General features: G+C 70.4%; 23 protein-coding genes. 4 read left to right on the top strand and 19 right to left on the bottom strand.

Annotated features, from left to right (window positions below; translation table 11 throughout):
• Positions 1–16 precede the first annotated feature (16 nt).
• The 15 genes from miaB to ASF23_RS10970 all read right to left on the bottom strand — a co-directional run bounded on the left by miaB (position 17) and on the right by ASF23_RS10970 (position 16,828).
• Positions 17–1,534: a tRNA (N6-isopentenyl adenosine(37)-C2)-methylthiotransferase MiaB gene (gene miaB, locus ASF23_RS11040; RefSeq protein WP_055952986.1), complete on the bottom strand. Its 1,518-nt coding sequence runs from the start codon at positions 1,532–1,534 to the stop codon at positions 17–19.
• 50 nt (positions 1,535–1,584) lie between these two features.
• Positions 1,585–2,628 (bottom strand): regulatory protein RecX, encoded by a 1,044-nt coding sequence (locus tag ASF23_RS11035; protein ID WP_055952982.1) that lies wholly within the window; start codon positions 2,626–2,628, stop codon positions 1,585–1,587.
• Positions 2,625–3,704 carry a recombinase RecA gene (gene recA / locus ASF23_RS11030; RefSeq protein WP_055952979.1) on the bottom strand — a complete coding sequence of 360 codons (1,080 nt, stop codon included), beginning with the start codon at positions 3,702–3,704 and terminating at the stop codon, positions 2,625–2,627. The genes ASF23_RS11035 and recA overlap by 4 nt, the downstream gene beginning before the upstream one ends.
• Before the next feature lie 290 nt (positions 3,705–3,994).
• Positions 3,995–4,219, bottom strand: a complete 225-nt coding sequence (locus tag ASF23_RS11025; RefSeq protein WP_055952976.1) for a DUF3046 domain-containing protein — start codon at positions 4,217–4,219, stop codon at positions 3,995–3,997.
• 88 nt (positions 4,220–4,307) lie between these two features.
• The gene (locus ASF23_RS11020; protein WP_055952973.1) at positions 4,308–4,616 is read right to left on the bottom strand and encodes a helix-turn-helix domain-containing protein; all 309 of its coding nucleotides are present in this window, start codon (positions 4,614–4,616) and stop codon (positions 4,308–4,310) included.
• Between the two features lie 165 nt (positions 4,617–4,781).
• The gene (locus tag ASF23_RS11015; RefSeq protein ID WP_082474035.1) at positions 4,782–5,351 is read right to left on the bottom strand and encodes a CinA family protein; all 570 of its coding nucleotides are present in this window, start codon (positions 5,349–5,351) and stop codon (positions 4,782–4,784) included.
• A gap of 9 nt (positions 5,352–5,360) precedes the next feature.
• Positions 5,361–5,999, bottom strand: coding sequence for a CDP-diacylglycerol--glycerol-3-phosphate 3-phosphatidyltransferase (gene pgsA, locus ASF23_RS11010; RefSeq protein WP_055952970.1), 639 nt, complete (start codon positions 5,997–5,999; stop codon positions 5,361–5,363).
• Between the two features lie 2 nt (positions 6,000–6,001).
• Positions 6,002–9,142 (bottom strand): FtsK/SpoIIIE family DNA translocase, encoded by a 3,141-nt coding sequence (locus ASF23_RS11005; RefSeq protein ID WP_055952967.1) that lies wholly within the window; start codon positions 9,140–9,142, stop codon positions 6,002–6,004.
• Between the two features lie 104 nt (positions 9,143–9,246).
• Entirely contained in the window at positions 9,247–10,530 is a 1,284-nt protein-coding gene (locus ASF23_RS11000) for an ABC transporter permease (RefSeq protein ID WP_055952964.1), read from the bottom strand.
• On the bottom strand, positions 10,527–11,309 hold the full coding sequence (locus ASF23_RS10995) for an ABC transporter ATP-binding protein (protein WP_082474034.1): 783 nt from the start codon (positions 11,307–11,309) through the stop codon (positions 10,527–10,529). Before ASF23_RS10995 ends, ASF23_RS11000 begins: the two co-directional genes overlap by 4 nt.
• On the bottom strand, positions 11,306–12,406 hold the full coding sequence (locus ASF23_RS10990) for an HlyD family efflux transporter periplasmic adaptor subunit (protein WP_055952961.1): 1,101 nt from the start codon (positions 12,404–12,406) through the stop codon (positions 11,306–11,308). The genes ASF23_RS10995 and ASF23_RS10990 overlap by 4 nt, the downstream gene beginning before the upstream one ends.
• A 216-nt stretch (positions 12,407–12,622) precedes the next feature.
• Positions 12,623–14,299, bottom strand: a complete 1,677-nt coding sequence (locus ASF23_RS10985) for a ribonuclease J (RefSeq protein WP_055952958.1) — start codon at positions 14,297–14,299, stop codon at positions 12,623–12,625.
• Between the two features lie 44 nt (positions 14,300–14,343).
• On the bottom strand, positions 14,344–15,321 hold the full coding sequence (dapA, locus tag ASF23_RS10980; RefSeq protein ID WP_055953324.1) for a 4-hydroxy-tetrahydrodipicolinate synthase: 978 nt from the start codon (positions 15,319–15,321) through the stop codon (positions 14,344–14,346).
• Positions 15,322–15,488: 167 nt separating this feature from the next.
• Complete coding sequence (locus ASF23_RS10975; RefSeq protein WP_055952955.1) at positions 15,489–15,986, bottom strand: dihydrofolate reductase; 498 nt, start codon at positions 15,984–15,986, stop codon at positions 15,489–15,491.
• The gene (locus ASF23_RS10970) at positions 15,986–16,828 is read right to left on the bottom strand and encodes a thymidylate synthase (RefSeq protein WP_055952952.1); all 843 of its coding nucleotides are present in this window, start codon (positions 16,826–16,828) and stop codon (positions 15,986–15,988) included. The genes ASF23_RS10975 and ASF23_RS10970 overlap by 1 nt, the downstream gene beginning before the upstream one ends.
• Positions 16,829–16,950: 122 nt before the next feature.
• On the opposite strand from ASF23_RS10970, the gene ASF23_RS10965 reads away from it, so the two are divergent.
• On the top strand, positions 16,951–17,853 hold the full coding sequence (locus ASF23_RS10965; protein ID WP_055952949.1) for a TIGR01777 family oxidoreductase: 903 nt from the start codon (positions 16,951–16,953) through the stop codon (positions 17,851–17,853).
• A gap of 103 nt (positions 17,854–17,956) precedes the next feature.
• Here ASF23_RS10965 and ASF23_RS10960 read toward each other — a convergent pair whose 3' ends face one another.
• Positions 17,957–18,400, bottom strand: coding sequence for a hypothetical protein (locus tag ASF23_RS10960; RefSeq protein ID WP_200919346.1), 444 nt, complete (start codon positions 18,398–18,400; stop codon positions 17,957–17,959).
• On the bottom strand, positions 18,397–19,143 hold the full coding sequence (dapB, locus tag ASF23_RS10955) for a 4-hydroxy-tetrahydrodipicolinate reductase (protein WP_055952943.1): 747 nt from the start codon (positions 19,141–19,143) through the stop codon (positions 18,397–18,399). The genes ASF23_RS10960 and dapB overlap by 4 nt, the downstream gene beginning before the upstream one ends.
• 43 nt (positions 19,144–19,186) lie before the next feature.
• Between dapB and ASF23_RS10950 the strand changes: the two genes are divergently transcribed.
• A complete protein-coding gene (locus ASF23_RS10950; RefSeq protein WP_235510865.1) occupies positions 19,187–19,678 on the top strand; it encodes a GNAT family N-acetyltransferase in 492 nt (163 codons plus the stop codon).
• Between the two features lie 89 nt (positions 19,679–19,767).
• On the opposite strand, the gene ASF23_RS10945 is transcribed toward ASF23_RS10950, so the two are convergent.
• Positions 19,768–20,370, bottom strand: a complete 603-nt coding sequence (locus tag ASF23_RS10945; RefSeq protein ID WP_055952940.1) for a histidine phosphatase family protein — start codon at positions 20,368–20,370, stop codon at positions 19,768–19,770.
• 7 nt (positions 20,371–20,377) lie between these two features.
• On the bottom strand, positions 20,378–21,727 hold the full coding sequence (locus ASF23_RS10940) for a M16 family metallopeptidase (protein ID WP_055952936.1): 1,350 nt from the start codon (positions 21,725–21,727) through the stop codon (positions 20,378–20,380).
• Positions 21,728–22,005: 278 nt separating this feature from the next.
• Here ASF23_RS10940 and ASF23_RS18690 point away from each other — a divergent pair, with 278 nt between their 5' ends.
• Both ASF23_RS18690 and ASF23_RS10930 read left to right on the top strand, forming a co-directional pair.
• Complete coding sequence (locus tag ASF23_RS18690) at positions 22,006–22,761, top strand: TetR/AcrR family transcriptional regulator (protein ID WP_235510864.1); 756 nt, start codon at positions 22,006–22,008, stop codon at positions 22,759–22,761.
• Positions 22,762–22,929: 168 nt separating this feature from the next.
• Positions 22,930–23,874 carry a ferritin-like domain-containing protein gene (locus tag ASF23_RS10930; RefSeq protein WP_055952933.1) on the top strand — a complete coding sequence of 315 codons (945 nt, stop codon included), beginning with the start codon at positions 22,930–22,932 and terminating at the stop codon, positions 23,872–23,874.
• Positions 23,875–23,962 lie beyond the last annotated feature (88 nt).

Below are 23,962 nucleotides of genomic sequence, written 5' to 3'. Positions count from 1 at the left end.
GTCGGGCACGGATCCGTCAGTGTCCCACCGGGGTGCCGACACGCAGCCCGGGGAGGCCGAGGGACACGGGGCCCTGCTTGGCCGTCGCCGTGGCCGTGCCCGCGCTCGGCACCGGGACACCGCACGACGCAGCCTGCGCGCGGTCCCATGCGTCCCCGGCTCGGGTCCGCCGGATCCGGAGAGGCTCGTCGGTGTCGGCGATGAGGTAGAAGGGCGCCGCCCGCGTGACCTCGATCGACACGACGTCGCCCGGACGCGGGACCTCGGCGCCGGCGGGCACGGCGAAGTGCACGAGTCGCGAGTCCTCGCTGCGGCCGGACAGCCGGTGGGTCGCGTCGTCCTTCCGTCCCTCGTCCGTCGCCACGAGGACCTCGACCGTCCGGCCGACCTGCTTCGCGTGCTCCTCGGCGACGATCCGGTCCTGGAGGGCGACGAGCCGCTCGTAGCGCTCCTGCACGACCTGCTTCGGGACCTGGTCGTCCATGGTCGCCGCAGGGGTGCCGGGACGGATGGAGTACTGGAACGTGAACGCGGACGAGAACCGCGCGGCCTCGACGACCCGGAGAGTCTCCTGGAAGTCCTCCTCGGTCTCCCCCGGGAACCCGACGATGATGTCCGTCGTGATCGCCGCGTCCGGGATCTTCGCGCGGACGCGATCGAGGATGCCGAGGAACCGCTCGCTGCGGTAGCTCCGCCGCATGGCCTTCAGGATCCGGTCCGACCCCGACTGGAGCGGCATGTGCAGCTGTGGCATGACGTTCGGCGTCTCCGCCATCGCGTCGATGACGTCGTCGGTGAACGCGGCCGGGTGCGGGCTCGTGAACCGGACACGCTCCAGCCCCTCGATCGCGCCGGTCGCGCGCAGGAGCTTGCCGAACGCCAGACGGTCCCCGAACTCGACCCCGTAGGAGTTGACGTTCTGCCCGAGCAGCGTCACCTCGATCGCGCCGTCGTCCACGAGTGCCTGGATCTCGGCGAGCACATCACCCGGCCGGCGGTCCTTCTCCTTGCCGCGCAGCAAGGGCACGATGCAGAACGTGCAGGTGTTGTTGCACCCGACGGAGATCGACACCCACCCGCTGTACGTCGAGTCGCGCTTGGTGGGGAGCGTCGACGGGAAGACCTCGAGCGACTCGAGGATCTCCAGCTGCGCCTCGCCGTTGTGTCGTGCACGCTCGAGCATCGCCGGCAGCGACCCCATGTTGTGTGTGCCGAACACGACGTCCACCCATGGAGCCTTCTCGAGGATGACGCTCTTGTCCTTCTGGGCGAGACACCCACCGACCGCGATCTGCATGCCGTCGTGGTCGCGCTTGGTCCCCGCGAGCTGGCCGAGGTTGCCGTAGAGCCGCTTGTCGGCGTTCTCGCGCACGGCGCACGTGTTGATCACGACGACGTCGGCCTGCTCGCCGTCGGCACGGACGTAGCCTGCCGCCTCGAGCGAACCGCTGAGCCGCTCCGAGTCGTGCACGTTCATCTGGCACCCGTAGGTACGGACTTCGTAGGTGCGCGGCCGCGCTTCGACGATCGACATGGTGCCCTCAGTGTAAAGCCGCCCGGACACCGACAGTGCTGTCGCCGGACTCACTCGAAGCGCACTCCACCGCCCCGGCGCGACGACGAACCGTCGAGCGCCGTCCGCACCGCGGTGCGGACGATCCCGCCCCCGTACCCCTTGCGCATGAGGAACCCGGAGAGCCGCCGTTCCGCGGTCTCGCGATCGAGACCGCGCATCTGACCGGCACGCTTGATGGCCAGGTCGAGCGCGCGCTCCGCCTCGGCGTCCCCGGCATCGTCGTCATCTGCAGTGGTGAGGACCGTGTCGATGACGAGCTGGTCGATGCCTCGACGACGGAGCTCCGCCACGACTCCCTGCCGGCCGAGGCCCTTGCGGTCGTGCAGACGGTCCACGAGGTCGGATGCGAGCTGCTCGTCGTCGAGGAGACCGACACGGGTGAGTCGCTCGACCTCTGTCTCGATCACGTCCGGATCGAACTCCCGCTTGCGGAGCACCGTCCGGAGCTCGGAGGTGCTGACCCCGCGTCGGGACAGGGTCCGCATGCTGATCTTCTCGGCGTCGGCGCGGGCGTCCTCGGCGGACGGTGGCGGCTCCGCTCCGTCGTCGACGACCTCGCCGACATCGGCGCCGAGGTCGGCCACCGGCCGTGCTTCCGTGCCCCCGCCAGCCCCGGTGTGCTCATCCGACGTCGGACGCCCCTCGATCGACGTGACAGCCGCACGGAGCGCGTCGAGCGAGGTCGGTTCGTCACCACCCTCCGGGGGACGCCGACCACTCGATCGGTACTGACCGGTCACCGGTGCGAGCCATGCCCCGGGTTCGTCCGTCGGAGTGTGGCCGTCACCGACGTGCTCGCCGTCGTCGTCGGACGCGCGTGCACGACCGATGCTCGGGAGTTCGTCGGCGCCGGGCTCCGCCGCGTCCGCCCATCCCCCGGGTGGACCGGGCCGCCCAGCCGAAGCGCTGCCCGTAGTCGTCGCGCCCGGTGCCGCGTGGTTCGCGGTCGCATCGTCGGCAGCCCGCCCGCGGAGACGACGCGACCTCGCACCGAACAGGTCTGTGACCGGTGCGAGGTCGTCGTCAGGACGCGAACGGTCGTCGCCGGTCACGCACCCTTCCGGATCGGGACCTTCGGAGCCGCGAGCTTCGGCTCGATGGACTCGACGGGCGCGACCTCGGCCGGCTTGGCACCACCGACACCGAGCTTCGAGAGGATCTTCTGCTCGATCTCGAGCGCGATCTCCGCGTGCTGGATGAGGAAGTTCCGCGAGTTCTCCTTGCCCTGGCCGAGTTGGTCGCCTTCGTAGGTGTACCAGGCGCCCGACTTCTTGACGATCGCGTGCTCGACACCGAAGTCCAGGAGGGAGCCTTCTCGCGAGATGCCGACGCCGTACAGGATGTCGAACTCGGCCTGCTTGAACGGCGGCGCCATCTTGTTCTTGACCACCTTGACGCGGGTGCGGTTGCCCACCGCGTCGGTGCCGTCCTTGAGGGTCTCGATGCGGCGGATGTCGAGCCGCACCGAGGCGTAGAACTTCAGCGCCTTGCCGCCGGAGGTGGTCTCCGGGCTGCCGAAGAACACCCCGATCTTCTCGCGGAGCTGGTTGATGAAGATCATCGTCGTCTGGGTCTGGTTGAGCCCACCGGCGAGCTTGCGCAGCGCCTGCGACATGAGCCGCGCCTGGAGGCCGACGTGCGTGTCACCCATCTCGCCTTCGATCTCGGCACGGGGTACGAGTGCCGCCACGGAGTCGACGACGATGAGGTCGATGGAGCCGGACCGGACGAGCATGTCCGCGATCTCGAGCGCCTGCTCACCGGTGTCGGGCTGTGAGACGAGGAGGGCGTCGATGTCGACACCGAGCTTCTTGGCGTACTCCGGGTCGAGCGCGTGCTCCGCGTCGATGAACGCAGCGATGCCGCCGTTCCGCTGCGCGTTCGCGATGGCATGCAGCGTCAGCGTGGTCTTTCCGGAGGACTCCGGGCCGTAGATCTCGATGATCCGACCGCGGGGCAGTCCGCCGATGCCGAGCGCGACGTCGAGCGCGACGGAACCGGTCGGGATGGTCGCGACGGGGGCACGCTCGTCGCTCCCGAGGCGCATCACGGACCCCTTGCCGAACTGACGGTCGATCTGGGCGAGTGCGGTCTCGAGGGCCTTCTCGCGGTCTGCGGGTGAGGGCATGGTGTGCTCCTTCGTGCTCGATGTCGGTGCCTGTAGGCTGTCGGCTCCCCCGGACCGATGGGGCAGGGTCCGTGGTTCACCAGACAAGGCGTCGGATGTGCTCCGATGGCTTCGAACCTAGGGTCGGCCACCGACATCGCTGCCGGCGGACACGGCCCCTGTGGAACGATCTCGCGGAGTGTGCATCCGTGGAGGACGGTAGCACCGACCGAACACGTGTTCGAGCGCCACGCCGAAGATGTGTTCGAACGGAGGGCTCGTCGATACGCACCGACGGTCCGCCCGACCGCTCAGTCCTTCGGCTCCGCCAGACCCTTGCCGTGCCGCCGCTCGACCGGGACGTCCTGCGCTGCACAGAGCGCCTCCCACACCCGGCGCGCCGGCACACCTGCCGCGATCGCGTCGACCGCCGAACGGCTCCCCACGTCCGCGAGGACGACATCGCTCGTGACGACACGACCGTACGCCTCGCCGAACTCCTGCTCGACGGCCCGCCAGAACTCACTCACACGCATCAGACCAGCCTAGGACGCTCGCCGCGCGCACGCACGAACGCCCCGGTCCACGTGGGACCGGGGCGTTCGCTGCGGAGTCTGACCGGAGTCAGCGGACCGCGAGGTCGTTGTCGAACTCGGCGACGAGTTCGTCGGGCAGCATGTCCGGCACGGGGCTCAGCCCCTCGATGACCGCGAGGCGGTCACCGACCTCGCGCATGATGACCGAGATGGGCGTCTCGAGCGCGTCCGCGACCGAGGCGAGGATCTCGGAGCTGGCCTCCTTCTGGCCGCGCTCCACCTCACTCAGGTAGCCGAGCGCGACGCTGGCCTTGCTCGCGACCTGGCGGAGTGTCCGGCCCTTCTGCAAGCGGAAGTCTCGAAGCACATCGCCGATTTCCTGACGAACGAGAACCATGAGCACTCCTCCTCTCTGTCATCCCCACGCCCGTTCGATCCCGGTGATCGATGCGGGTCAGCAACACTACTGCCGTCGGTTTCCCCGATGGTAACCAGCGGTCCTGAGTTGCTGCTTGTGAATGCCTCAGATGTAACCCGATGGAAACGCGGGCTATTCCCCGAGTCACCGACCGGTCACGGCCAGGTGCAGACGTGTCAGGAGTTCGGAGACGACCGCCGTCCGGATTGCATCGCGGTCGCCATCCAGGTGCAACTCGACGCTCTCGCGTGAGTGACCGGTCGCGATGCCGACGAACACCGTGCCGACGGGTCTGCCGTCCTGCGGTTCAGGCCCCGCGACCCCCGTGGTGCTGATGCCCCAGGTGGCGGGTGTGCCGTCCACCGCGAGACGGGCGCGCACCCCCTCCGCCATCTGACACGCGACCTCGGGGTCGACCGCCCCGTTCGCCGCGAGGAGTCCGGCGTCCACCCCGAGCACCGAGTGCTTGACGGGCGTCGCGTAGGCGACCACTCCACCGCGCACGACCGCGCTCGCGCCGGGCACGGACACAAGCTCCGCCACGACGAGCCCACCGGTCAGCGATTCCGCCACCGCCACCGTCTCACCACGCTCGGTGAGCGCCGCGACGACGAGCGCGGCGATGCCGCCTGGTCGGACGGGAGGCACGGGCCGGCTCACCGGGTCACGACCGGCGCGCACATGGCCGGTTCCCGCATCGACCCCGATGGTCATGACACATGGTCACGTGGCGGACCGGTTGTGCTTCCACGCCTGCCACAGGTAGTCGAGGCCACTCCAGACGGTCGCGATGAACGCGGCGGACATGAGGATCGTGTTGACCCAGTGCACCCAGTCGCCGAACAGGGTCCAGAACGGAATGAGGGCGACCGTGATCGCGACGGCCTGCAGCACGGTCTTGACCTTGCCGCCACGGCTCGCGGGGATCACCCGGTCGCTGAGCACCAGGAAGCGGAAGACGGTGATGCCGATCTCGCGGACCATGATGAGCACGGTCACGAACCAGGGCAGCTCGCCGAGGATCGAGAGCGAGACGAGCGCCCCACCGATGAGCACCTTGTCGGCGATCGGGTCGACGAGCTTCCCGAAGTCCGTCACGAGGTTCTGCCGACGCGCGATGATCCCGTCGGCGCTGTCGGTGACGATCGCCACGACGAACAGCACCGCGGCGTAGATGCGCTCCACGCCGTCGCGGCCGTCGTCGACCAGCAGCAGCGCGACGAACGCCGGGGCCATCAGGATCCGGATGACGGTGATGATGTTCGCGATGTTCGCGGTGGACGCAGGTCCGGTTCCGGATCGGACGAGGCGTCCGCGCCAGGGGAACCGTTTGCGCCCGGTGTCGTTGTCCGAGGCGGTCATCGTCACTCCCTGCCGGTCAGTCCCCACGCGTCCTCGTCGGACTCGGGGTCGGTCTCAGCGTACCCGCGCGTCATGTCTGCGATCGGATCGCTCGCACCGCGGTAGTCCGAGCTCCAGTCGTCGGAGGGTGCCGACGCCGGCGCGGCGTCCGGGCCGGAGGTGCCGGGCGCGACCATGGCACCACCGCGGCCGTCGCCGGGGACCGGTGTCGGGCCTCCCGGCCGGATCGGAGCGGAGCCGTCGGGACCGGAACCGGTCGGCGGCTCCTCGCCCTTCAGCTTCGCGATGGTCTCGGCGAGCTGCTCGACGGTGATCAGGACGTCGCGGGCCTTCGACCCCTCCGAGGGGCCGACGATGTCACGCGACTCCATCAGGTCCATGAGGCGGCCGGCCTTGGCGAACCCGACCCGGAGCTTCCGCTGCAGCATCGACGTCGAGCCGAACTGGGTGGACACGACCTGCTCGACCGCGGCGACGAGGAGCTCGAGGTCGTCACCGATGTCGGCGTCGATCTCCTTGCGTTCCACCACGGCCTGGACGTCCTGGCGGTACTCCGGGCGGGCTTGCCGGGTGACGTGCGCGACGACCTCGACGACCTCGCTCTCCTGCACCCACGCGCCCTGCACGCGGACGGCCTTCGAGGAACCCATCGGCAGGAAGAGCGCGTCCCCCTGGCCGATCAGCTTGTCCGCGCCCGGCTGGTCGAGGATGACCCGGGAGTCGGTGACGCTCGTCACCGCGAACGCGACCCGGGACGGGACGTTGGCCTTGATGAGGCCGGTGATGACGTCGACCGACGGACGCTGCGTGGCGAGCACGAGGTGGATCCCGGCGGCACGTGCGAGCTGGGTGATGCGGACGATCGACTCCTCGACGTCCCGCGGGGCGACGAGCATCAGGTCGGCGAGCTCGTCGACGACGACGAGCAGGTACGGGTACGGCTTGAGCGTCCGCTCACTCCCCGCGGGGAGCACGATCTCGTCGTTGTTCACCGCGCGGTTGAAGTCGTCGACGTGCCGGAAGCCGAACGACGCGAGGTCGTCGTACCGCATGTCCATCTCCTTGACGACCCACTGGAGTGCCTCGGCGGCCTTCTTCGGGTTCGTGATGATGGGCGTGATGAGGTGCGGCACACCGGCGTAGATCGAGAGCTCGACGCGCTTCGGGTCGACGAGGACCATGCGGACCTCGGACGGCTTCGCGCGCATCAGCAGCGAGGTGATCATCGAGTTGATGAAGACCGACTTGCCGGACCCGGTCGACCCGGCGACGAGCAGGTGGGGCATCTTGGCGAGGTTCGCGACCACGAAGCCGCCCTCGACGTCCTTGCCGACACCGATGGTCATCGGGTGCTTGCTCTTCGTGGCGGCATTGGACCGGAGGACGTCCCCGAGGGAGACGATCTCGCGGTCGGAGTTCGGGATCTCGACGCCGATCGCGCTCTTGCCGGGGATGGGCGACAGGATCCGGACCTCGTTCGAGGCGACCGCGTACGACAGGTTCTTCGAGAGGGCCGTGACCCGCTCGACCTTGACGCCCGGCCCGAGCTCGATCTCGTACCGCGTGACCGTCGGCCCGCGGGAGAACCCGGTCACCTTCGCGTCCACCTTGAATTCGGTGAGGACCATCGTGATCGCGGCGACGATGTCGTCGTTCGCGGCGCTGTGCGTGGAGGCCGGGGTCCCCGGGCTCAGCGTGGACGCTGCGGGCAACCGGTAGGGCCTGCTCGGACCGTCGTCCGTCGTGGTGGACGGGAGGCCGTCGGCGGGTGCGTCGGCCGACTCGGGCCGTGCTGCTCCCGCATCGGGGACGGCGCCGGCGGGGCGGATCATCCCGGTGGGCGCGGAGGCGGCGCTCGGGACGTCCGGCGCGTTCGAGAGGTCCGGGGACGGACCCGGGACGCCCGACGGCACGATGGGTGCGACCGGGGCGGCTGCGGCTGCCGGTCCGCCGAAGTCGCGGAGGGCCCGCTCGGCGCGGTCGAGGTCGTCCGCGACGTCCTGCTCGATCGAGTCGTTGAGGTTGAGCGACGACGGTTCGGCCGGCGTGTGGTCGACGAGCCCGGCGGCCGCACCGATCGTGGTCCCCGCGCCCGCACCCGCACCCGCACCGCGACCGGCGGCAGCGGCGGACTCGGACGGTGCCAGCACCGGGGAGTCGTAGGCCGGGTCCTCTTCGCGCCCGGACTTGTTCCGCCGCCACCACGGCATGGTCGACGGGCCCCCGTCGCCATCCGGGTCGTCGGAGTCGTGTGCGCCGATCCCGAGCTCGTCGAACTGGTCGAAGAGCGCCGGGTCGTCGGACTTCGTGCCACGCCGGAGCGGCCTGGTCTTCGTGGCGACCCCGGCGGGGGCGTCCTCGCTGGACTCGTCGGGGACCTGCGTACCGAACAGGTAGGCGTACAGCTCCCGCGCACGGTCTCCGACACGGTTCGGCGGGGTCTTCGTGATGATGAACAGCGACAGGGCCAGGAGCACGATCGCCACGGGGGTCGCGATCCACGCCGTCGCGAACGCGACGAGCCAACCGATCACGACCCAGCCGGTGATCCCGCCCGCCTGCGCGAGCGCCGGCATGCCGTCCGCTGCGCCCGGCCGACCACCGTAGATGTGGCACAGCGAGGCGATGGAGACGACGAGGAGTCCCAGCCCGATCCCGATGCGCGTGTTGTCGTGCACCGACGCCGGGTGCCGGAAGAGCCACCCCGCGAACACGATCATGATCACCGGGAGCGCGAAGGCGAGGCGGCCGAACAGCCCGCCGAACGTGTACGCGTCGAGTGCGACCGACACGGAGTTCGTCGGGTTCAACCACTCGACGACGGCGCCGGCGATCGCGAGCAGGAAGAGCAGGAACGGGAAGCCGTCACGACGCTGGTCCTTCTCGAGCGACTCCTGCCCGAGCACCCGGAACATCGCTCCGACGCCGTGCGCCATTCCGAGCCACCCGGTGACCAGGGGGTTCGGCTCGTCGAACGCGACCGGCGCTGCCGGGAGCTTCTTCGTGGTCGCGGCCGTCTTGCTCGACGCTCCACGGGCCGGGGTCGAACCGCGCGACGACGCACCCGCACGCGTCGATGTGCCGCGTGCCGGTGTTCGGGGTGACGCGCTGTTGCGCGTGGACGACTTGGTGCCTCCGGCCATGGGTGGAACCCTAACGTCCGCCGAGGACGTTCCCGCGCAGGCGTGCCGCACCGCACGCAACGGACGGCACGCCCGACGGTGTCACCGGGAGCACCGCGTCTCGCCTAGTACCGGATGGCGTCGACGACCCGCACCCGCACCGCGACGAGCGCCGGGACGAGCCCCGACAGGGCTCCGACGCCGACCGAGCAGGCCATCCCGATGAGCGCGGCGCTCACCGGGAACGGCGGGAGTGCGACCGGGAGGCCGAGCGTCAGGGCGTCGCGGACGACGGGCAACCCCATCAGCAGTGCCGCCGCCAGGACCCCCACCGCGCCGGCGACGGCCGTCCCCACGACGTTCTCGAGCATCACCGCGATGAAGATCCTCGGCGCGGTCGCACCGACACCACGTCGGATCCCGATGTCGCGGATGCGCTGCCGCACGCTCACCAGCGAGACCCCGAGCAGGCCGACCGCGCCGAGCAGGAGCACCAGGACCGACACCGCCGTGATCATCACCTGCAGGGACTCGGTGCCGTCCGGGCCCTGTGCGTCCGTCCGGCTCGTGTCGACCGTCGCCGCCCCGCCGAGCGATGCACGCACGTCCGAGGCGACCCGCGCGGACAGCCGACCCGCGCCGTGCGTCGGGATCCAGAGTTCGTAGCGCGGCGGCGACACGCCGCTCTCGGGACCGGCCGACGCGTCCGGCCCGGGCAGCGCACTGACGTCGGCACCGGAACCGGCACCGGCATCGGCATCGGCTCGTGGCGCGAGGGTCCACATCTGCGGCTGGGTGTCGTAGCTCCCCGTGTCCAGCACCCCGACGATCTGGGCGGTGGTCGTCGGCCGCTGCGCGGAGTCCGGCGCGACGTCGACGACCGGGTGTCCGGCAAGATCCGGGGTGCCGAGTGACTCCCACATCGCGCCGTTCACGACGATCGCCGGCGCGAGGAGTCGTTCGTCGGCGGCGCTGAACCACCGACCCGCGGAGAACACGTTCGGGTGGATCGCTCCCCACGCACGGTCGACCTCCTGGGTGTAAACCCGCTGCACACCGGACGGGAACTGGACGCGACGCTCCTCCTCGGTCACGACCGAGGCCTGCTCGATGCCGTACCGTTCGGTCGCCGCACGGAACGCCGCGGTCACGGCCACCGGGTCGAGGGGCGTGCCGGCACCAGACTTCTCGGCCACGGAGAGTGTGTAGGTCGCCGGTCGCCCCGCGTAGCGCTCGTTGGTGGCCGAGACGGCCGCCGACGACAGGGACCCGAACCCGGTCACCGCCGTGAGCGACGCCACCGCGACGGTGACGCCGACGAGGCTCAGGACCACCCGGCCGCGGTGCACCCGGACCTCGCTCCACGCCTCGACGAGGGTGCCGACGATCGTCGTCAGGATGCGGCTCATGCCGTGACCGCCGCGACCGCGTCGACCGGCGCGCCCGCCGGGACCGGCGCGCCCGGCTCGACCGGCGCGCCCGCCTCGACCGAGTCGACCGAGTCGACCGGCGACGCGGCCATCCTGCCGTCGACCATCGTGTGCACGATCTGCGCGCGCGCCGCGACCGCCGGGTCGTGGGTGATCGTGACGAGTGCCGCGCCGGACTCCTCGGCCACCGTCTCGAGCAGCGTCATGACGACGTCGCCCGTCGTACCGTCGAGCGCACCGGTGGGTTCGTCCGCGAGGATCAGCGCCGGCTGCTGCACGAGGGCGCGCGCGATCGCCACGCGCTGCTGCTCGCCGCCGGACATCCGGTGCGGCAGGGCGTCGAGCCGGTGCGACAGCCCGACCCGGTCGAGCATGTCCGCGGCCACCGACCGCCGCCGCCAGAACCGCGAGCCCGACGCGTACAGCAGCGGGACGACGACGTTCTCCACCGCCGTGAGGCCCTGCACGAGGTTGAACTGCTGGAACACGAAGCCGATCTCCTCGCCGCGGAGTCGGTCGCGTCGACCGGACGACAGACGGGTGGCGTCGATGCCGAGGAACTCGTGGGTGCCGGAGGTCGGGGTGTCGAGCAGGCCGGCGATGTTCAGGAGCGTCGACTTGCCGGAACCGGACCGCCCGACGATCGCGGCCCGGTCCCCCGCGTCGACGACGAGTTCGGTGCCGCGGAGCACGTCGAGCCGCGTCCCGTCCGGGGACTCGAAGGTGCGCGTGACGTCGTGCATGGTCAGGACGCTCATCCGATGACCACACCGCCGCCCGAGATGGAGGCGTCGTCCTCCTGAGCATCCGTGCCGGGCACGAACTCGAGGACCTGGTCACCCTCGGCGAGGCCGCCGGTGACCTCGACACGCTTGCCGTCGTTGAGCCCGAGGGTCACCTCGCGCGTCTCGCGTCCAGGCTCGGACCCCGACGCACCAGTCGCACCAGTCGCACCGGAAGTACCGGACGCGCCGGACGCCGATCCGTCGTCGGATGCCGCTCGGTGCGCGAGGACCGTCACGGTGCCGGAGGCAGCCGTTCCCGAGACCGCCGTCAGCGGCACCGTGAGCACGTTCTCCGCCAGCCCGGCGGGGACCGTGACGGACGCGGTGAGGCCCGCGAACACCGTGACGTCACCGGGCACGTCGCACGTCAGAGCGGTGCTGTCCGCGCCCGTCGCCCCGGAGTCCTGCCCGGTGTCGGCCCCGGTACCCGTGCCGGCGCCCGAGCCGGCCGTGCCGATCCGCAGGTTCGTGCACGCGAACGGGGCCGGCCCGTCGGGGATCGTCACGCTCGCCTCGGTCGGACGCTGGAGCAGCCGGTAGAGATCCGCGGCCGTGAGCTTCGCGCTGACGCGGAAGCTGCTCGGCGCGACGATCGCGACGGTCTCACCGATCGAGACGTCCTGCCCGACGAGGACGTCGAGCGAGGAGACGGCGCCGTCGATCGGTGCCGTGACGTTCGTGTAGGTCACCTTCGGCTTCGGCTGCGGGAGCGTCGGGTCCGCGGGCGGGTCGACCGGCGTCTCGGTCATGATCTGGATGAGCGGCGCACCCTGCTCGACGCCCTGGTCGGCGTCGACCCGGACGGCGTTCACGGTGCCCGTCGCCGTCGCCTTGACGGTCGACGAGGGGAGGGGCTCGATCTGGCCCTTGACCTCGACGTCGTTGCGGATCGTCCCCGTCTCGACAGCGACCACCGGGTCCTGCAGCGCCCCCGACGGCAGGGCCGCCGACTGCGCCGGATCGTCGTCCGCGGACGCGGGGAAGAACGCCAGCTGGACGAGCGCGACGGCGATGACCAGCGCGACGAGGAACTTGAGGCCGGGCCAGACCCAGCGCTTGAGGACGAGCACGACAACCTCCGGACACGAATACGTATCCAGAACATTAGTGGATCGGTCGCGGTCGACCGACCAGTCCGCACTCGACCGAGGGGTCCATGACGGACTCGCGCGCGGTGCGACGCCACCGTCTGCCGGGCGGAACACGACAGGACCGGCCGGGAGGTGCCTCCCGGCCGGTCCTGTCGTCGTCCGTCGCGCGTGGACGCGCGACGCGTGCTGCTCGGGCTACGCCTCGATGACCACCGGGACGATCATCGGCTTCCGACGGTGCTTGGTGTTCACCCAGCGGCCGACCGTCCGGCGGACCGCCTGCGTGAACGCATGCTGGTCCCCCGCGCCGTTCGCCGCGGTGTCGGACAGCGCCTTCATGATCTGCGGCCGGACCGAGTCGAACACCGAGTCGTCCTCGGCGAAGCCGCGCGACTGGATCTCCGGGCCGACGATGCATTGACCGGTGGTGAAGTCCACCGCGCAGAAGATCGAGATGAAGCCCTCCTCCGCCAGGGTGCGACGGTCCTTGAGGTCCGCATCGGTGATCTCGCCGACGGTCGAGCCGTCGACGTACACGTACCCGAGGTCGAGCTGGCCGGCGACCTTCGTCACGCCGTCCTTCAGGTCGACCACGATGCCGTCGACCCCGAGGATGACGTTCCGCGGCGGCACACCCGTCTGGATCGCCAGGTCCGCGCTCGCGTACAGGTGGCGGTGCTCGCCGTGCACGGGCATGACGTTCCGCGGACGGAGGATGTTGTAGCAGTACAGGAGCTCCCCGGCGGAGGCGTGTCCGGAGACGTGCACCTTCGCGTTGCCCTTGTGCACCACCTTCGCGCCGAGCTTCGTGAGCCCGTCGATCACGCGGTAGACGGCGTTCTCGTTGCCCGGGATCAGGCTCGACGCCAGGATGACGGTGTCGCCGTCACCGACCTCGATCTGGTGCTCCATGTTCGCCATGCGCGCGAGGACGGCCATCGGCTCGCCCTGCGAACCGGTGGACATGTAGACGATCTTGTCGTCCGGGACGTCCTTGGCCTTCTTGCTGTCGATGAGCACGTTCTCCGGCACCCGGAGGTACCCGAGGTCCGCGGCGATCGTCATGTTCCTGATCATCGAACGGCCCATGAACGCGACGCGTCGGTTGTTCGCAGCAGCCGCGTCGAGGACCTGCTGCACGCGGTGCACGTGGCTCGAGAAGCTCGCGACGACGACCTTCTTGCGGGCCCGGGCGATCACGCTCTCGAGCACCGGACCGATGTCGCGCTCCGGAGCGGTGAACCCGGGCACGTCGGCGTTGGTGGAGTCCGGCAGGAACAGGTCGACGCCGGCCTCGCCGAGCCGCGCGAACGCACGGAGGTCGGTGATGCGGTCGTCGAGCGGCAGCTGGTCCATCTTGAAGTCGCCGGTGTGCAGTACACGACCGGCGCTCGTGGTGATCGCGACGGCGAGGGCGTCCGGGATCGAGTGGTTCACTGCGACGAACTCGAGGTTGAACGGCCCGATCTGCTCGACCTGGTCCTCGCGCACCGTCAGCGTGTACGGCTTGATGCGGTGTTCCTTGAGCTTCGCCTCGACGAGCGCGAGCGTGAGCTGCGAGCCGATGAGCGGGATGTCCTGGCGGAGACGCAGGAGGTAGGGGACGGCGCCGATGTGGTCTTCGTGGCCGTGCGTCAGCACGACCCCGAGGACGTCGTCCATACGGTCCCTGATCGGGGAGAAGTCGGGGAGGATGAGGTCGACCCCCGGCTGGTGCTCCTCGGGGAAGAGGACACCGGCGTCGACGACGAGCAGCTTGCCGTCGAACTCGTAGACGGTCATGTTCCGGCCGATCTCGCCGAGTCCACCGATGGGGGTGACGCGGAGAGTCCCGGGTTCGAGCGGCTTCGGCTCGGAGATCTTCGTGGGCATTCGGTCCTGTCGTGCTGGCGACGTCGTTCTGACGCCGCGGATGGTCAACGGGTGGTGCCTGGCACCTTGGGCAGTGCACCGCCGGCCGCAGCGTTGCGGTCCGGTCGGAAGTTGGAGAAGTCCGCACCCGGGATGTCCCGGACGAACTCGAGTTCGGCCTCGATCGTCGCGGCCTCGGACTCCTCTGGTCCGACGAGCGGCAGGCGGACCCGCGGGCTCGAGATCCGGCCGAGGCCGTGCAGGATGTACTTCGCGGCGACGGTACCAGGGACATGTGTCATCACGGCGCGGACGAGCGGTTCGAGGCGCTGGTGCTCGCGGGTCGCCGTCGCCAGGTCACCGGCGTTCACGGCGTCGACGATGGCGCGGTACGGCGTCGCGGTGATGTTCGCCGTGACACCGATGAGCCCCGTCGCACCGATCGCCAGGTGCGGCAGGACGTTCGTGTCGTCGCCGGAGAAGTACATCAGATCGGTGTTGTTCAGCACCCGGCTCACCTCCGCGAAGTCGCCCTTGGCGTCCTTCACCGCGAGGATGTTGGGGTGCTTCGACGCGCGCACGATGGTCTCGTACTTGATCGGGATGCCGGTGCGCCCGGGGATGTCGTAGAGGATGACGGGCAGGTCGGTCGCGTCCGCGATCATCCGGAAGTGCGTGAGGACACCGGCCTGGGTCGGCTTGTTGTAGTACGGCGTGACGATCATGACGCCGTCGGCGCCGGCCTTCTCGCTCTGCCGGTAGAGCTGCATCGCGTGCGCGGTCTCGTTCGAGCCACCGCCGGTGATGATCTTGGCCCGGCCCGCGGCGACCGACTTGCCGACCTCGACCAGTCGGAGCTTCTCGGGGTCGGTCAGGGTGCTCGTCTCCCCGGTCGTCCCGGTCACGACGATCCCGTCGGCGCCCGCGGTGATGCAGTTCTCGATGTGCTGCTCGACACCGGGCCAGTCGACCTCGCCGTCGGCGGTGAACGGCGTCACGAGGGCGACGAGGACCTGGCCGAACGGATTCTCACGGGGGGACACACGCCCAGCGTACCGGGAGTGCCGAGCGGCGCGGACCGTCCGCTCGGACGGTCCGCGCATGCGCTCGGCGGGCCACGCGTGCACTCGGCCGGTCACGCGCCCACTCGGCCGACCACGCGCGCGCTTCGGACTGGAGGAACGGTGCCGATGGTCGACACCGGCCCGGCTCACGCTCGGCGCAGGTCGGTGATCCGGTACCGGAGACCCTTCGTGGACAGGAGCCACCCGGAGTCGTCGGCGCACCGCCAGTCCGGGCCGAGCTCCGGTGCACGGGTGTCGCCGTCGACGTCCGCGTCGACGACGGTCTCGGAGACCCGGTCGGCCAGCGGCACGGCATCCGCGTAGACGGCTCCCCCACCGACGACCCACAGCGTGCCGGTGTCGGACGGGACTCGGAGCGCGACGCCGAGGTCGTGCACGACCTCGGCGCCGTCCGCCGTCCATGCCGTGTCCCGCGTGAGCACGATGTTCCGACGACCGGCGAACGGCCGGAACCGCGGTGGGATCGACTCCCACGTCCGCCGACCCATCACCACGGTGGCGCCGAGTGTCGTGGCCTTGAAGTGCGCCATGTCCTCGGGGACGTGCCACGGGATGCCGCCGTCGGCTCCGATGACGCCGTTCCGCGACCGCGCCCAGACGAGGCCGATCTGCTGCTGCTGCATCAGACGGAGACGGCGCCGCGGATCGTCGGGTGGTGGGCGTAGTCGACGATCTCGAAGTCCTCGAAGACGTAGTCGTCGATGCTCGAGCGCTCGGCGATCCGGAGCTCCGGGAGCGCGTAGGCCGTCCGCGACAGCTGCTCCTCGACCTGGGCGACGTGGTTGTCGTAGACGTGGCAGTCGCCGCCGGTCCAGACGAAGTCGCCGACCTCGAGTCCGGTCTGCGCAGCGATCATGTGGGTCAGCAGTGCGTAGCTCGCGATGTTGAACGGCACGCCGAGGAACATGTCCGCACTCCGCTGGTACAGCTGGCAGGAGAGCTTGCCGTCCACCACGTAGAACTGGAAGAAGGCGTGGCACGGCGCCAGGGCCATCGACGGGATGTCCGCGACGTTCCACGCCGACACGATGAGCCGCCGCGAGTCCGGGTTCGTCCGGATCTCGTCGAGGAGCTGCGCGATCTGGTCGACGTGCTCGCCGGACGGGGTCGGCCACGAACGCCACTGCACGCCGTAGACCGGGCCGAGGTCGCCGTCCTCAGCCGCCCACTCGTTCCAGATCCGGACGCCGTGCTCCTGCAGCCAGGTCGCGTTGCCCTCGCCACGGAGGAACCAGAGGAGCTCGTACGCGATCGACTTGAAGTGCACGCGCTTCGTCGTGATGAGCGGGAACCCCTCGGACAGGTCGTACCGGAGCTGCGCGCCGAACAGACTCCGCGTGCCGGTCCCCGTCCGGTCACCCTTGGGGGCACCCTCGGTCAGGACCTTGCGGAGCAGGTCCTCGTAGGGCGTCGGGACGCTCGGGTCCGGCTGCTTCGTGGAGGTGGGCGCTGCGGTGTCGGTCACGGTCTCGATGCTAAGCCCGGCCACGGCCGAACGGGAGCAGCGTGACGGGCGCCAGCCGTGCCTCCCGTCCGATCCCGAGCCGACCCGAATAGGTTGGAGGCTCCGACCAACTGGAGGTCCCCATGGCGGATGCCCCGCTCTCCGTCCTCGTCGCCGGTGCGTCCGGGTTCATCGGCACGCCGCTCGTCGCAGCACTCCGTGACGCCGGCCACCACGTGTCGACCCTCGTGCGCCGTGCACCCCGGACGCCGACCGAGTTCCGGTGGTCACCCGGTGAGCGCGCCCTCGACCCGGCGATCGTGGACGGCGCGGACGTGGTCGTCAACCTGTCGGGCGCGAGCATCGGCAAGCTCCCCTGGACCGACGAGTACAAGCGGACGCTGCTGACCTCGCGGCTCGACCCGACGAACACCCTCGTCACGGCGATGCAGCACGCCGCGAACCCACCCCGGGCGTTCCTGAGCGGCTCCGCGTCCGGCATCTACGGCGACCGTCCGGCGGACCGTCTCGGCGACACGGCGGAGCCCGGGACCGGGTTCCTCGCGGACATCTGCGTGCAGTGGGAGGCCGCCGCCGCGAAGGCCCCGGACGCCACCCGGACGGTCTTCCTGCGCACCGGACTCGTGCTCGGCCCGGGCGGTGGTGCCCTCGGGCCGGTGCTGCCCCTGACCAAGTTCGGCCTCGGCAGCAAGCTCGGCACCGGTGGACAGCACTGGCCGTGGATCTCGCTCGACGACGAGGTCGGGGCGATCGTGCACCTCTGCACCTCGAGCGTGTCCGGACCGGTGAACCTCGCCGGACCGGAGCCGGCGGTCAGCGACAGGATCACGCGTCGGGTCGCCGAGGACATGCACAAGCCCTACCTGTTCGCGGTGCCGGAGTTCGCGCTGCGCCTGCTGCTCCGTGACGCCGCGGACGAGCTCCTGCTCTCGAGCCAGATGATGCTCCCGAACGTCCTGCGGGAGGACGGCTACGAGTTCGCACACACGACGGCGGAGCAGGCGGTCGACGCGTTCCTGCGGTAGCCCGGGCTGCCGCTTTCGCAAAACACCAGGTCGACAGCTCTGCGCAGGGATATGTCCCTGCGCGGAACGGCCAAGGTGGCGTTTTGTGGAACGCCGGACCGGCTCACGCGTACCGCAGCGCCGTCCGCATCGCGCTCCGCGCCCGACGGCGGTCTCCGGCGGCGTCGTAGACCACGCCGAGCCGGAACCAGGCCCGCCAGTCCTCCGGGGACGCCTCCACCTCGTCCCGGTACTTCGGGAAGAGCGCGTCCGCCGCTGCCCGGTCCACGCGGCCGGACGGGCGGAGGGGCACCTCGTCGTCCGGGGTCCCGCCCTCTGCCTCGAGCCGCGTCGCGAGCCGGGTGATCCGGAACCCGAACCGCAGCTCGAGGACGAGCAGCAGCAGCCCGATGAGCCCCACGACGACGAGTGCGACACCGATCGCGATGCCGACCGCGAGCCCGGTCGCGATGAACGCCACCGCCCGCTGCCCGATGACGACGATGTACAGCACGAGCAGCACCGCGATGACGACGACGCCCGCGAAGCGCGTGGACCGCACGGTCAGCCGATGCCGAGCACGGTGCCGAGCCCGACCGTCAGTCCGCGCATCGCCGGCACGGCGGCGAGCGCAGCGCGGACCCCTGGTGCGTACGAGGCGTCGTCGAGCGTGTCGTGTCGGATCGTCAGGGTCTCACCGACCCCGGACAGGAGCACGGACTGCTGCGCTGTGACCCCCGGGAGCCGGAGGCTGTGCACCGGGATGCTCGCCACCTGCTGTCCCCGGGCGCGCTGGTCGACGTGCGGCGCGTCGACCGGGCCGACCTCGCGGCGTGCGTCGGCGATGAGCTCGGCGGTGCGCACCGCGGTCCCGGACGGGGAGTCGACCTTCTGCGCGTGGTGGGACTCGACGATCTCGATCGACGGGAACCACGGCGCCGCGATCGTGGCGAGATGCGTTCCGAGGACCGAGCCGATCGAGAAGTTCGGGACGACGAGGACGCCCTGCTCCGGGCGCTCCGCCAGCGAGGTCCGCAGGGTCGCGAGCCGATCGGCCGACCACCCGGACGTCCCGACGAGCACGTGCGCGCCGCTGGCGAGGGCGGTCTGCACGATGGCCGGACTGAGTGCCGGGACGGTGACGTCGACCACGACCGACGCACCGGCGAACACGGACGGCTCCGCGACGTCGACACCGTCCCGCGACGACAACCGGGCGACGAGGTCGAACCCGTCGAGTTCCTGGACGACGTCCGAGACGAGTCCCCCGAGACGACCGGTGGCGCCGACGACGGCGACGGAGATGCTCATGGCCCAATCCAACCACCCCGCGGGCCGGTCGTAGGATCGGCGGGTGGTCACCGTGCGCATCGTCCCAGCTGATCTGCCCGAGGTCGACGACCTGCTCGACCGCTACCTCGACGAACGCGAGGCCACCTTCCCGTCGGCGCAGGGGGCCTACAGCCGGAAGCGCACCCCGGCGGCGGAGTTCACGCCCCCGAACGGCGTGTTCGTCGTGGCGGACGACGACTCCGGTGCTCCTGTCGGGTGCGGCGGTGTCCGACGGATCGCCGACGCGACGGCCGACGACGGCGGTGTGGACGTGCGCTTCGAGGTCAAGCACGTGTTCGTCGACCCGGCCGGACGCGGCCGGCGCGTCGCGAGCGCGGTGATGGACGCGCTCGAGACGGCGGCGGCCGATCTCGGAGCCACGAGCATCGTCCTCGACACGAACGACAGCCTCGTGGCCGCCGGCGCGATGTACGTCTCCCGCGGCTACCGCCGTGTCGCGCCCTACAACGACAACCCAAACGCGACCGCCTGGTTCCGCAGACCGGTCGACTGACGCACACCGTGCCTCCAGACCGGACGGGAGGCACGGATCGCGTCCGACGCGCAGTCCGCGCCCGTGACGGGCGGCTCCGGCGCTCGCGGCTAGATCGGTTGGTGGACCGGCAGTCCGGTCCGCAGCTCGACCGGCAGGTGTGCCAGATCATTCAGCGTGACGAGCTCCCCCGGCTTGGCCGACCGGACCCGGATGATCGTCAGGCCGGTGTGTGCGACGTTCGTGCCCATCCACCGCCAGGCCGGAGCCTGGAACACCTCGCGCACGAACCACGCGATGACGGCGTTGTGCGTGATGAGGAGATCGTGCCGGTCGTCCATCGAGGGCGTGAACCACTCGGCGACCGCGTCGTCCATCTGCGCCTGACCGGCGGCGAGCTCTTCTTCGGTCACACCTCCGAAGAACGACTTGTAGGCCGTCGGCATGTCCGGCGTCGGACCGGAGGGCACGCAGTCGAACAGGAGCGTCGACGGCTTCGGTGCCATGGACGGCAGCCGCTCGTGCATGATCCTGGCAGTCTCGCTGGGTGCCTCGAGCGGGGAGTGCGACACGGTGTCGAAGGGCACGCCGCCGAGCCGGTCGGCGATGAGCATCGCCTGTCGCTTGCCGCGCTCGGACAGCTTGCCGTCCCGGAGCCCGTGCTCGGCGTCCTGGTGCTCACCGTGGCGGACGAGGTAGAGGTAGTGCGACATGGGTGACTCAGGCGTCCGTCTCGTTCTGGGCCGATCCGGCGTGGGATCCGAGGGCATCACGATCGACGGCACCGACGACGGCCGTGACGACCGGCCGGGTGAGGAGGTCCTGCGCGAGGTCGAGCACGGAGTCCCGGGTGACCCGGTCGACGCGGTCGAGCGCCGTCGTCAGGTCGGTGAACTCCCCGACGCCGAGCTCGGAGCGGCCGAGGCGGGTCATCCGCGCGTCGCTGTCCTCGAGCGAGAGCGTGAGGGCCCCCTCGATCTGGCCCTTGGCGCGCGCGAGTTCGTCGCCGGTGATGCCGGTCTCCGCCATCTTGTGGAACTCGTCGTCGATGATGTCGAGCACCGCAGACACGTTGTCCGGCGCGCACCCCGCGTAGACGCCGAAGGCACCGTTGTCGAGGTAGGCCGGCGCGAAGGACGACACGGCGTAGGCGAGACCGCGTTGCTCGCGGACCTGTTGGAAGAGGCGCGATGACATGCCCCCACCGAGCACGGCGTTCAGCACGCTGAGTGCCGGCCGACGCTCGTCGCGGAGATCGAGACCGTGCGAGCCGCGGATGATGCTGACCTGTTCGGTCGGCCGCTGGATGACGGCGAGGCTCGGTGCCACAGGCTGCGCGGCCACCTCGGGAACCCGACGTGCGTTCGGGGCTGCGTCGTCGGCGCCCGCGAACACGGCTTCCACGAGGGCGCAGAACCGGTCGTGGTCGACCGATCCGGCCGCCGTGACGACGATGCCCTCCGGTGCGTAGTGCTCGCGGTAGTGCTCGAAGACGTCGTCGCGCGCGACCGCGCGGATGCTGTCCGGGGTCCCGCCGATCGGGCGGCCGAGGGCGTGGTCCGGGAACGCCGCGGCGAAGAAGGACTCACCAGCGAGGTCGGCCGGATCGTCGGCCGCCATCGCGAGTTCCTCGAGGATGACCCCGCGCTCGATGTCGAACGCGTCGGGTTCCAGGACGGACCCGGTGACCATGTCGCCGATGACGGCGACGGCCATCGGGACGTCGAGGTCACGGACGCGGGCGTAGTAGCAGGTGTACTCCTTGGCGGTCGCGGCATTGTGCTCGCCGCCGACCGCGTCGAAGGACACCGCGATGTCGAGGGCGCTCCGCTCGTCGGTGCCCTTGAAGAGCAGGTGCTCGAGGAAGTGCGTGGAGCCGAACTGCCCGTCGCGCTCGTCGCGGGAACCGACCCCGACCCAGTAGCCGACGCTCGTCGAGTGGGCGGACGGCACGGACTCGGTGAGGACGCGCACCCCGGAGGAGAGCACGGAACGACGGACGACCGTCCCGCCGGACGTCAGGAACGACGTGTCCGGTTCTTCGAGTGGCAGCGGTACGGGATCGTTCATCGTGACGAGCCTACCGACCCCCGGTCGCCCCGGTCAGGAACCGGACGACCTGTGGAGAACTCCCGACGAGCACCGTCCTCGCGCACGACCCCCGAAGTGGGGTGCAGCTGATGGGGACAGACCGACGTGTCTGTCTGTCCTCCATGTGGTACAGTTTCAACAACGGATCGGCAGCCCCCCTAGATGCCGATCCGTCGGCGCCTGGACACTCGAGTCCTGGCACGACACAGTCCCCCCGCAGTGTCGTGCACAGCCGAGATGTCCCAAGGAGCCACGCTGTGACGGTCGATTCCCCCCAACCGGCCGTCCAGCACCTCCTGGGACAGGTCCCCTCGCGGGATCAGGCACAGGCCGACGGCGGCCAGGCACCGAACACCGCGGCACCGGACGGGTCGAGCTCTGCTCTCCGCTCCGGTGTCGCGGGCCCCCCGTCGGACGACAACCCGGTCGGCGCCGCCGCGTCCGGAGCCGCACAGCCGCGCGCCGGAGCGAAGGTCCGCATCCTCGACACGGCCGCACGCCTGTTCTACGAAGAGGGCATCCATGGGGTCGGCGTCGACCGCCTGATCTCCGAGGCGAGCGTCACGAAGGCCACGTTCTACAAGCACTACGGGTCCAAGGACAACCTGATCCTGGCCTACATCCGGTCCGGACACGAGCAGGTCGTCACCCTGCTGGAGACGATCATCGCCGAGGCCCCGGACGCGGACACCGCGATCCACGACTGGGTCGACGCGGTCATCAAGCAGACCGGTGAGCCCGGGTTCCGCGGCTGCGCGTTCCTGAACGCCGCCGCCGAGTACCACGACGCCAGGAGCCCCGTCCGCGAGGTCGTCGCCATGCACCGCGACTGGTACACCGAACGACTCGCCGACCTGCTCCAGGAGTCCGGTCACGCACTGCCCGGCGACGGTGCCGACGAGCTCATGCTCGCCCGTGACGGCGCGATGGTCGGTGCGTACGCGGGCGACTCCATCGCCGCGACAGCAGCACTCGGTCGCGTGGTCGACCGTGTGGTCGGCCCGCGCGTCTAGGTAGGTTCCGCAGAATTCACTAGGCAACCCCCCGTTCCGGGGGTACCTTCAAGGCACGATCGGCCTCCCACCGATCCGATCCCCGCCGCCCCACCCTGGTCGTCCCTCCCTGGAGACGAGTCCAGTCGGCTCGGACCCCGTGCTGCATTCACCATGCAAGGAACCACGATGTTCGACAAACGATTCATCAACGCTGCCATCGACCGGAGCGCCGAGAACCCCCTCGATCGGCGGCGCTTCCTCACCGCCGCCGGCATCACCGGGGTCGGGGTCGGTGTCGCCGCCCTCGGCGCTGCCGCCCCCGCGTTCGCCTCGCCGGAGGAGGACGGCGCCGTGTCCGACGCGGCGATCCTCAACTTCGCGCTCAACCTCGAGTACCTCGAGGCCGAGTTCTACCTCCGCGCCGTGTACGGCACGGGCCTCCCCTCGAACATGGTCGACGGGATCGACCCGCAGGGCGGTGTCGTCGGTGGACACGCGGTCCCGTGGAAGTCGGCCGCCGTCAAGGCGATCGCGACCGAGATCGCCGCCGATGAGAAGGCCCACGTCGCCTTCCTCCGCAAGGCGCTGAGCGGGGCGAAGGTCTCCCGTCCGCAGATCGATCTGCAGACCAGCTTCAGCGCCGCCGCCGCCGCCGCTGGGGTGATCCCGGCCGGAGGCACGTTCGACCCGTTCGCGAGCGACGAGAACTTCCTGCTCGGTGCGTACATCTTCGAGGACGTCGGCGTCACCGCGTACAAGGGTGCGGCACCGCTCATCTACAACAAGACGTACCTCGGTGCGGCGGCCGGCATCCTCGCGGTCGAGGCCTACCACGCCGGCATCATCCGTGCCACGCTCAGCAGCAAGGGGCTCGCAGCTCCGGCGAACAAGATCTCGGACGCCCGTGACTCGCTCGACGGCCCGACCGACGACGACCAGGGCATCACGATGAACGGCGTCACGAACCTCGTGCCGACCGACGCGAACAGCATCGCGTTCGGCCGGACCGCGGAGCGCGTGCTGAACGTCGTCTACCTGACGCCGAACCAGATCGACAAGGGCGGCTTCTTCCCGGCCGGCGTGAACGGCGCCATCGTCGCGAGCGGGAACCCGGGCAGCGCGACCAGCTGACCGGCGGACCCACGGTCCACCGGACTGGAGGCGCGGTGCGGGCCCGCACCGCGCCTCCAGTCCGTGTCCTGGTCACCGGTGTTGGCTT

The sequence above is a fragment of the Curtobacterium sp. Leaf261 genome (assembly GCF_001422205.1).
In the GTDB taxonomy this organism is placed as follows: domain Bacteria; phylum Actinomycetota; class Actinomycetes; order Actinomycetales; family Microbacteriaceae; genus Curtobacterium.
This window is presented reverse-complemented; position numbering and strand designations above follow the sequence as displayed.

Coding starts and splice junctions, on each gene's coding strand:
- miaB (WP_055952986.1), bottom strand. CDS start 1,534: ATGTCGATCGTCGAAGCGCGGCCGCGCACCTACGAAGTCCGTACCTAC.
- recA (WP_055952979.1), bottom strand. CDS start 3,704: ATGCCCTCACCCGCAGACCGCGAGAAGGCCCTCGAGACCGCACTCGCC.
- ASF23_RS11025 (WP_055952976.1), bottom strand. CDS start 4,219: ATGCGTGTGAGTGAGTTCTGGCGGGCCGTCGAGCAGGAGTTCGGCGAG.
- ASF23_RS11020 (WP_055952973.1), bottom strand. CDS start 4,616: ATGGTTCTCGTTCGTCAGGAAATCGGCGATGTGCTTCGAGACTTCCGC.
- ASF23_RS11015 (WP_082474035.1), bottom strand. CDS start 5,351: ATGACCATCGGGGTCGATGCGGGAACCGGCCATGTGCGCGCCGGTCGT.
- pgsA (WP_055952970.1), bottom strand. CDS start 5,999: ATGACCGCCTCGGACAACGACACCGGGCGCAAACGGTTCCCCTGGCGC.
- ASF23_RS11005 (WP_055952967.1), bottom strand. CDS start 9,142: ATGGCCGGAGGCACCAAGTCGTCCACGCGCAACAGCGCGTCACCCCGA.
- ASF23_RS11000 (WP_055952964.1), bottom strand. CDS start 10,530: ATGAGCCGCATCCTGACGACGATCGTCGGCACCCTCGTCGAGGCGTGG.
- ASF23_RS10995 (WP_082474034.1), bottom strand. CDS start 11,309: ATGAGCGTCCTGACCATGCACGACGTCACGCGCACCTTCGAGTCCCCG.
- ASF23_RS10985 (WP_055952958.1), bottom strand. CDS start 14,299: ATGCCCACGAAGATCTCCGAGCCGAAGCCGCTCGAACCCGGGACTCTC.
- ASF23_RS10975 (WP_055952955.1), bottom strand. CDS start 15,986: ATGCAGCAGCAGCAGATCGGCCTCGTCTGGGCGCGGTCGCGGAACGGC.
- ASF23_RS10965 (WP_055952949.1), top strand. CDS start 16,951: ATGGCGGATGCCCCGCTCTCCGTCCTCGTCGCCGGTGCGTCCGGGTTC.
- dapB (WP_055952943.1), bottom strand. CDS start 19,143: ATGAGCATCTCCGTCGCCGTCGTCGGCGCCACCGGTCGTCTCGGGGGA.
- ASF23_RS10945 (WP_055952940.1), bottom strand. CDS start 20,370: ATGTCGCACTACCTCTACCTCGTCCGCCACGGTGAGCACCAGGACGCC.
- ASF23_RS10940 (WP_055952936.1), bottom strand. CDS start 21,727: ATGAACGATCCCGTACCGCTGCCACTCGAAGAACCGGACACGTCGTTC.
- ASF23_RS10930 (WP_055952933.1), top strand. CDS start 22,930: ATGTTCGACAAACGATTCATCAACGCTGCCATCGACCGGAGCGCCGAG.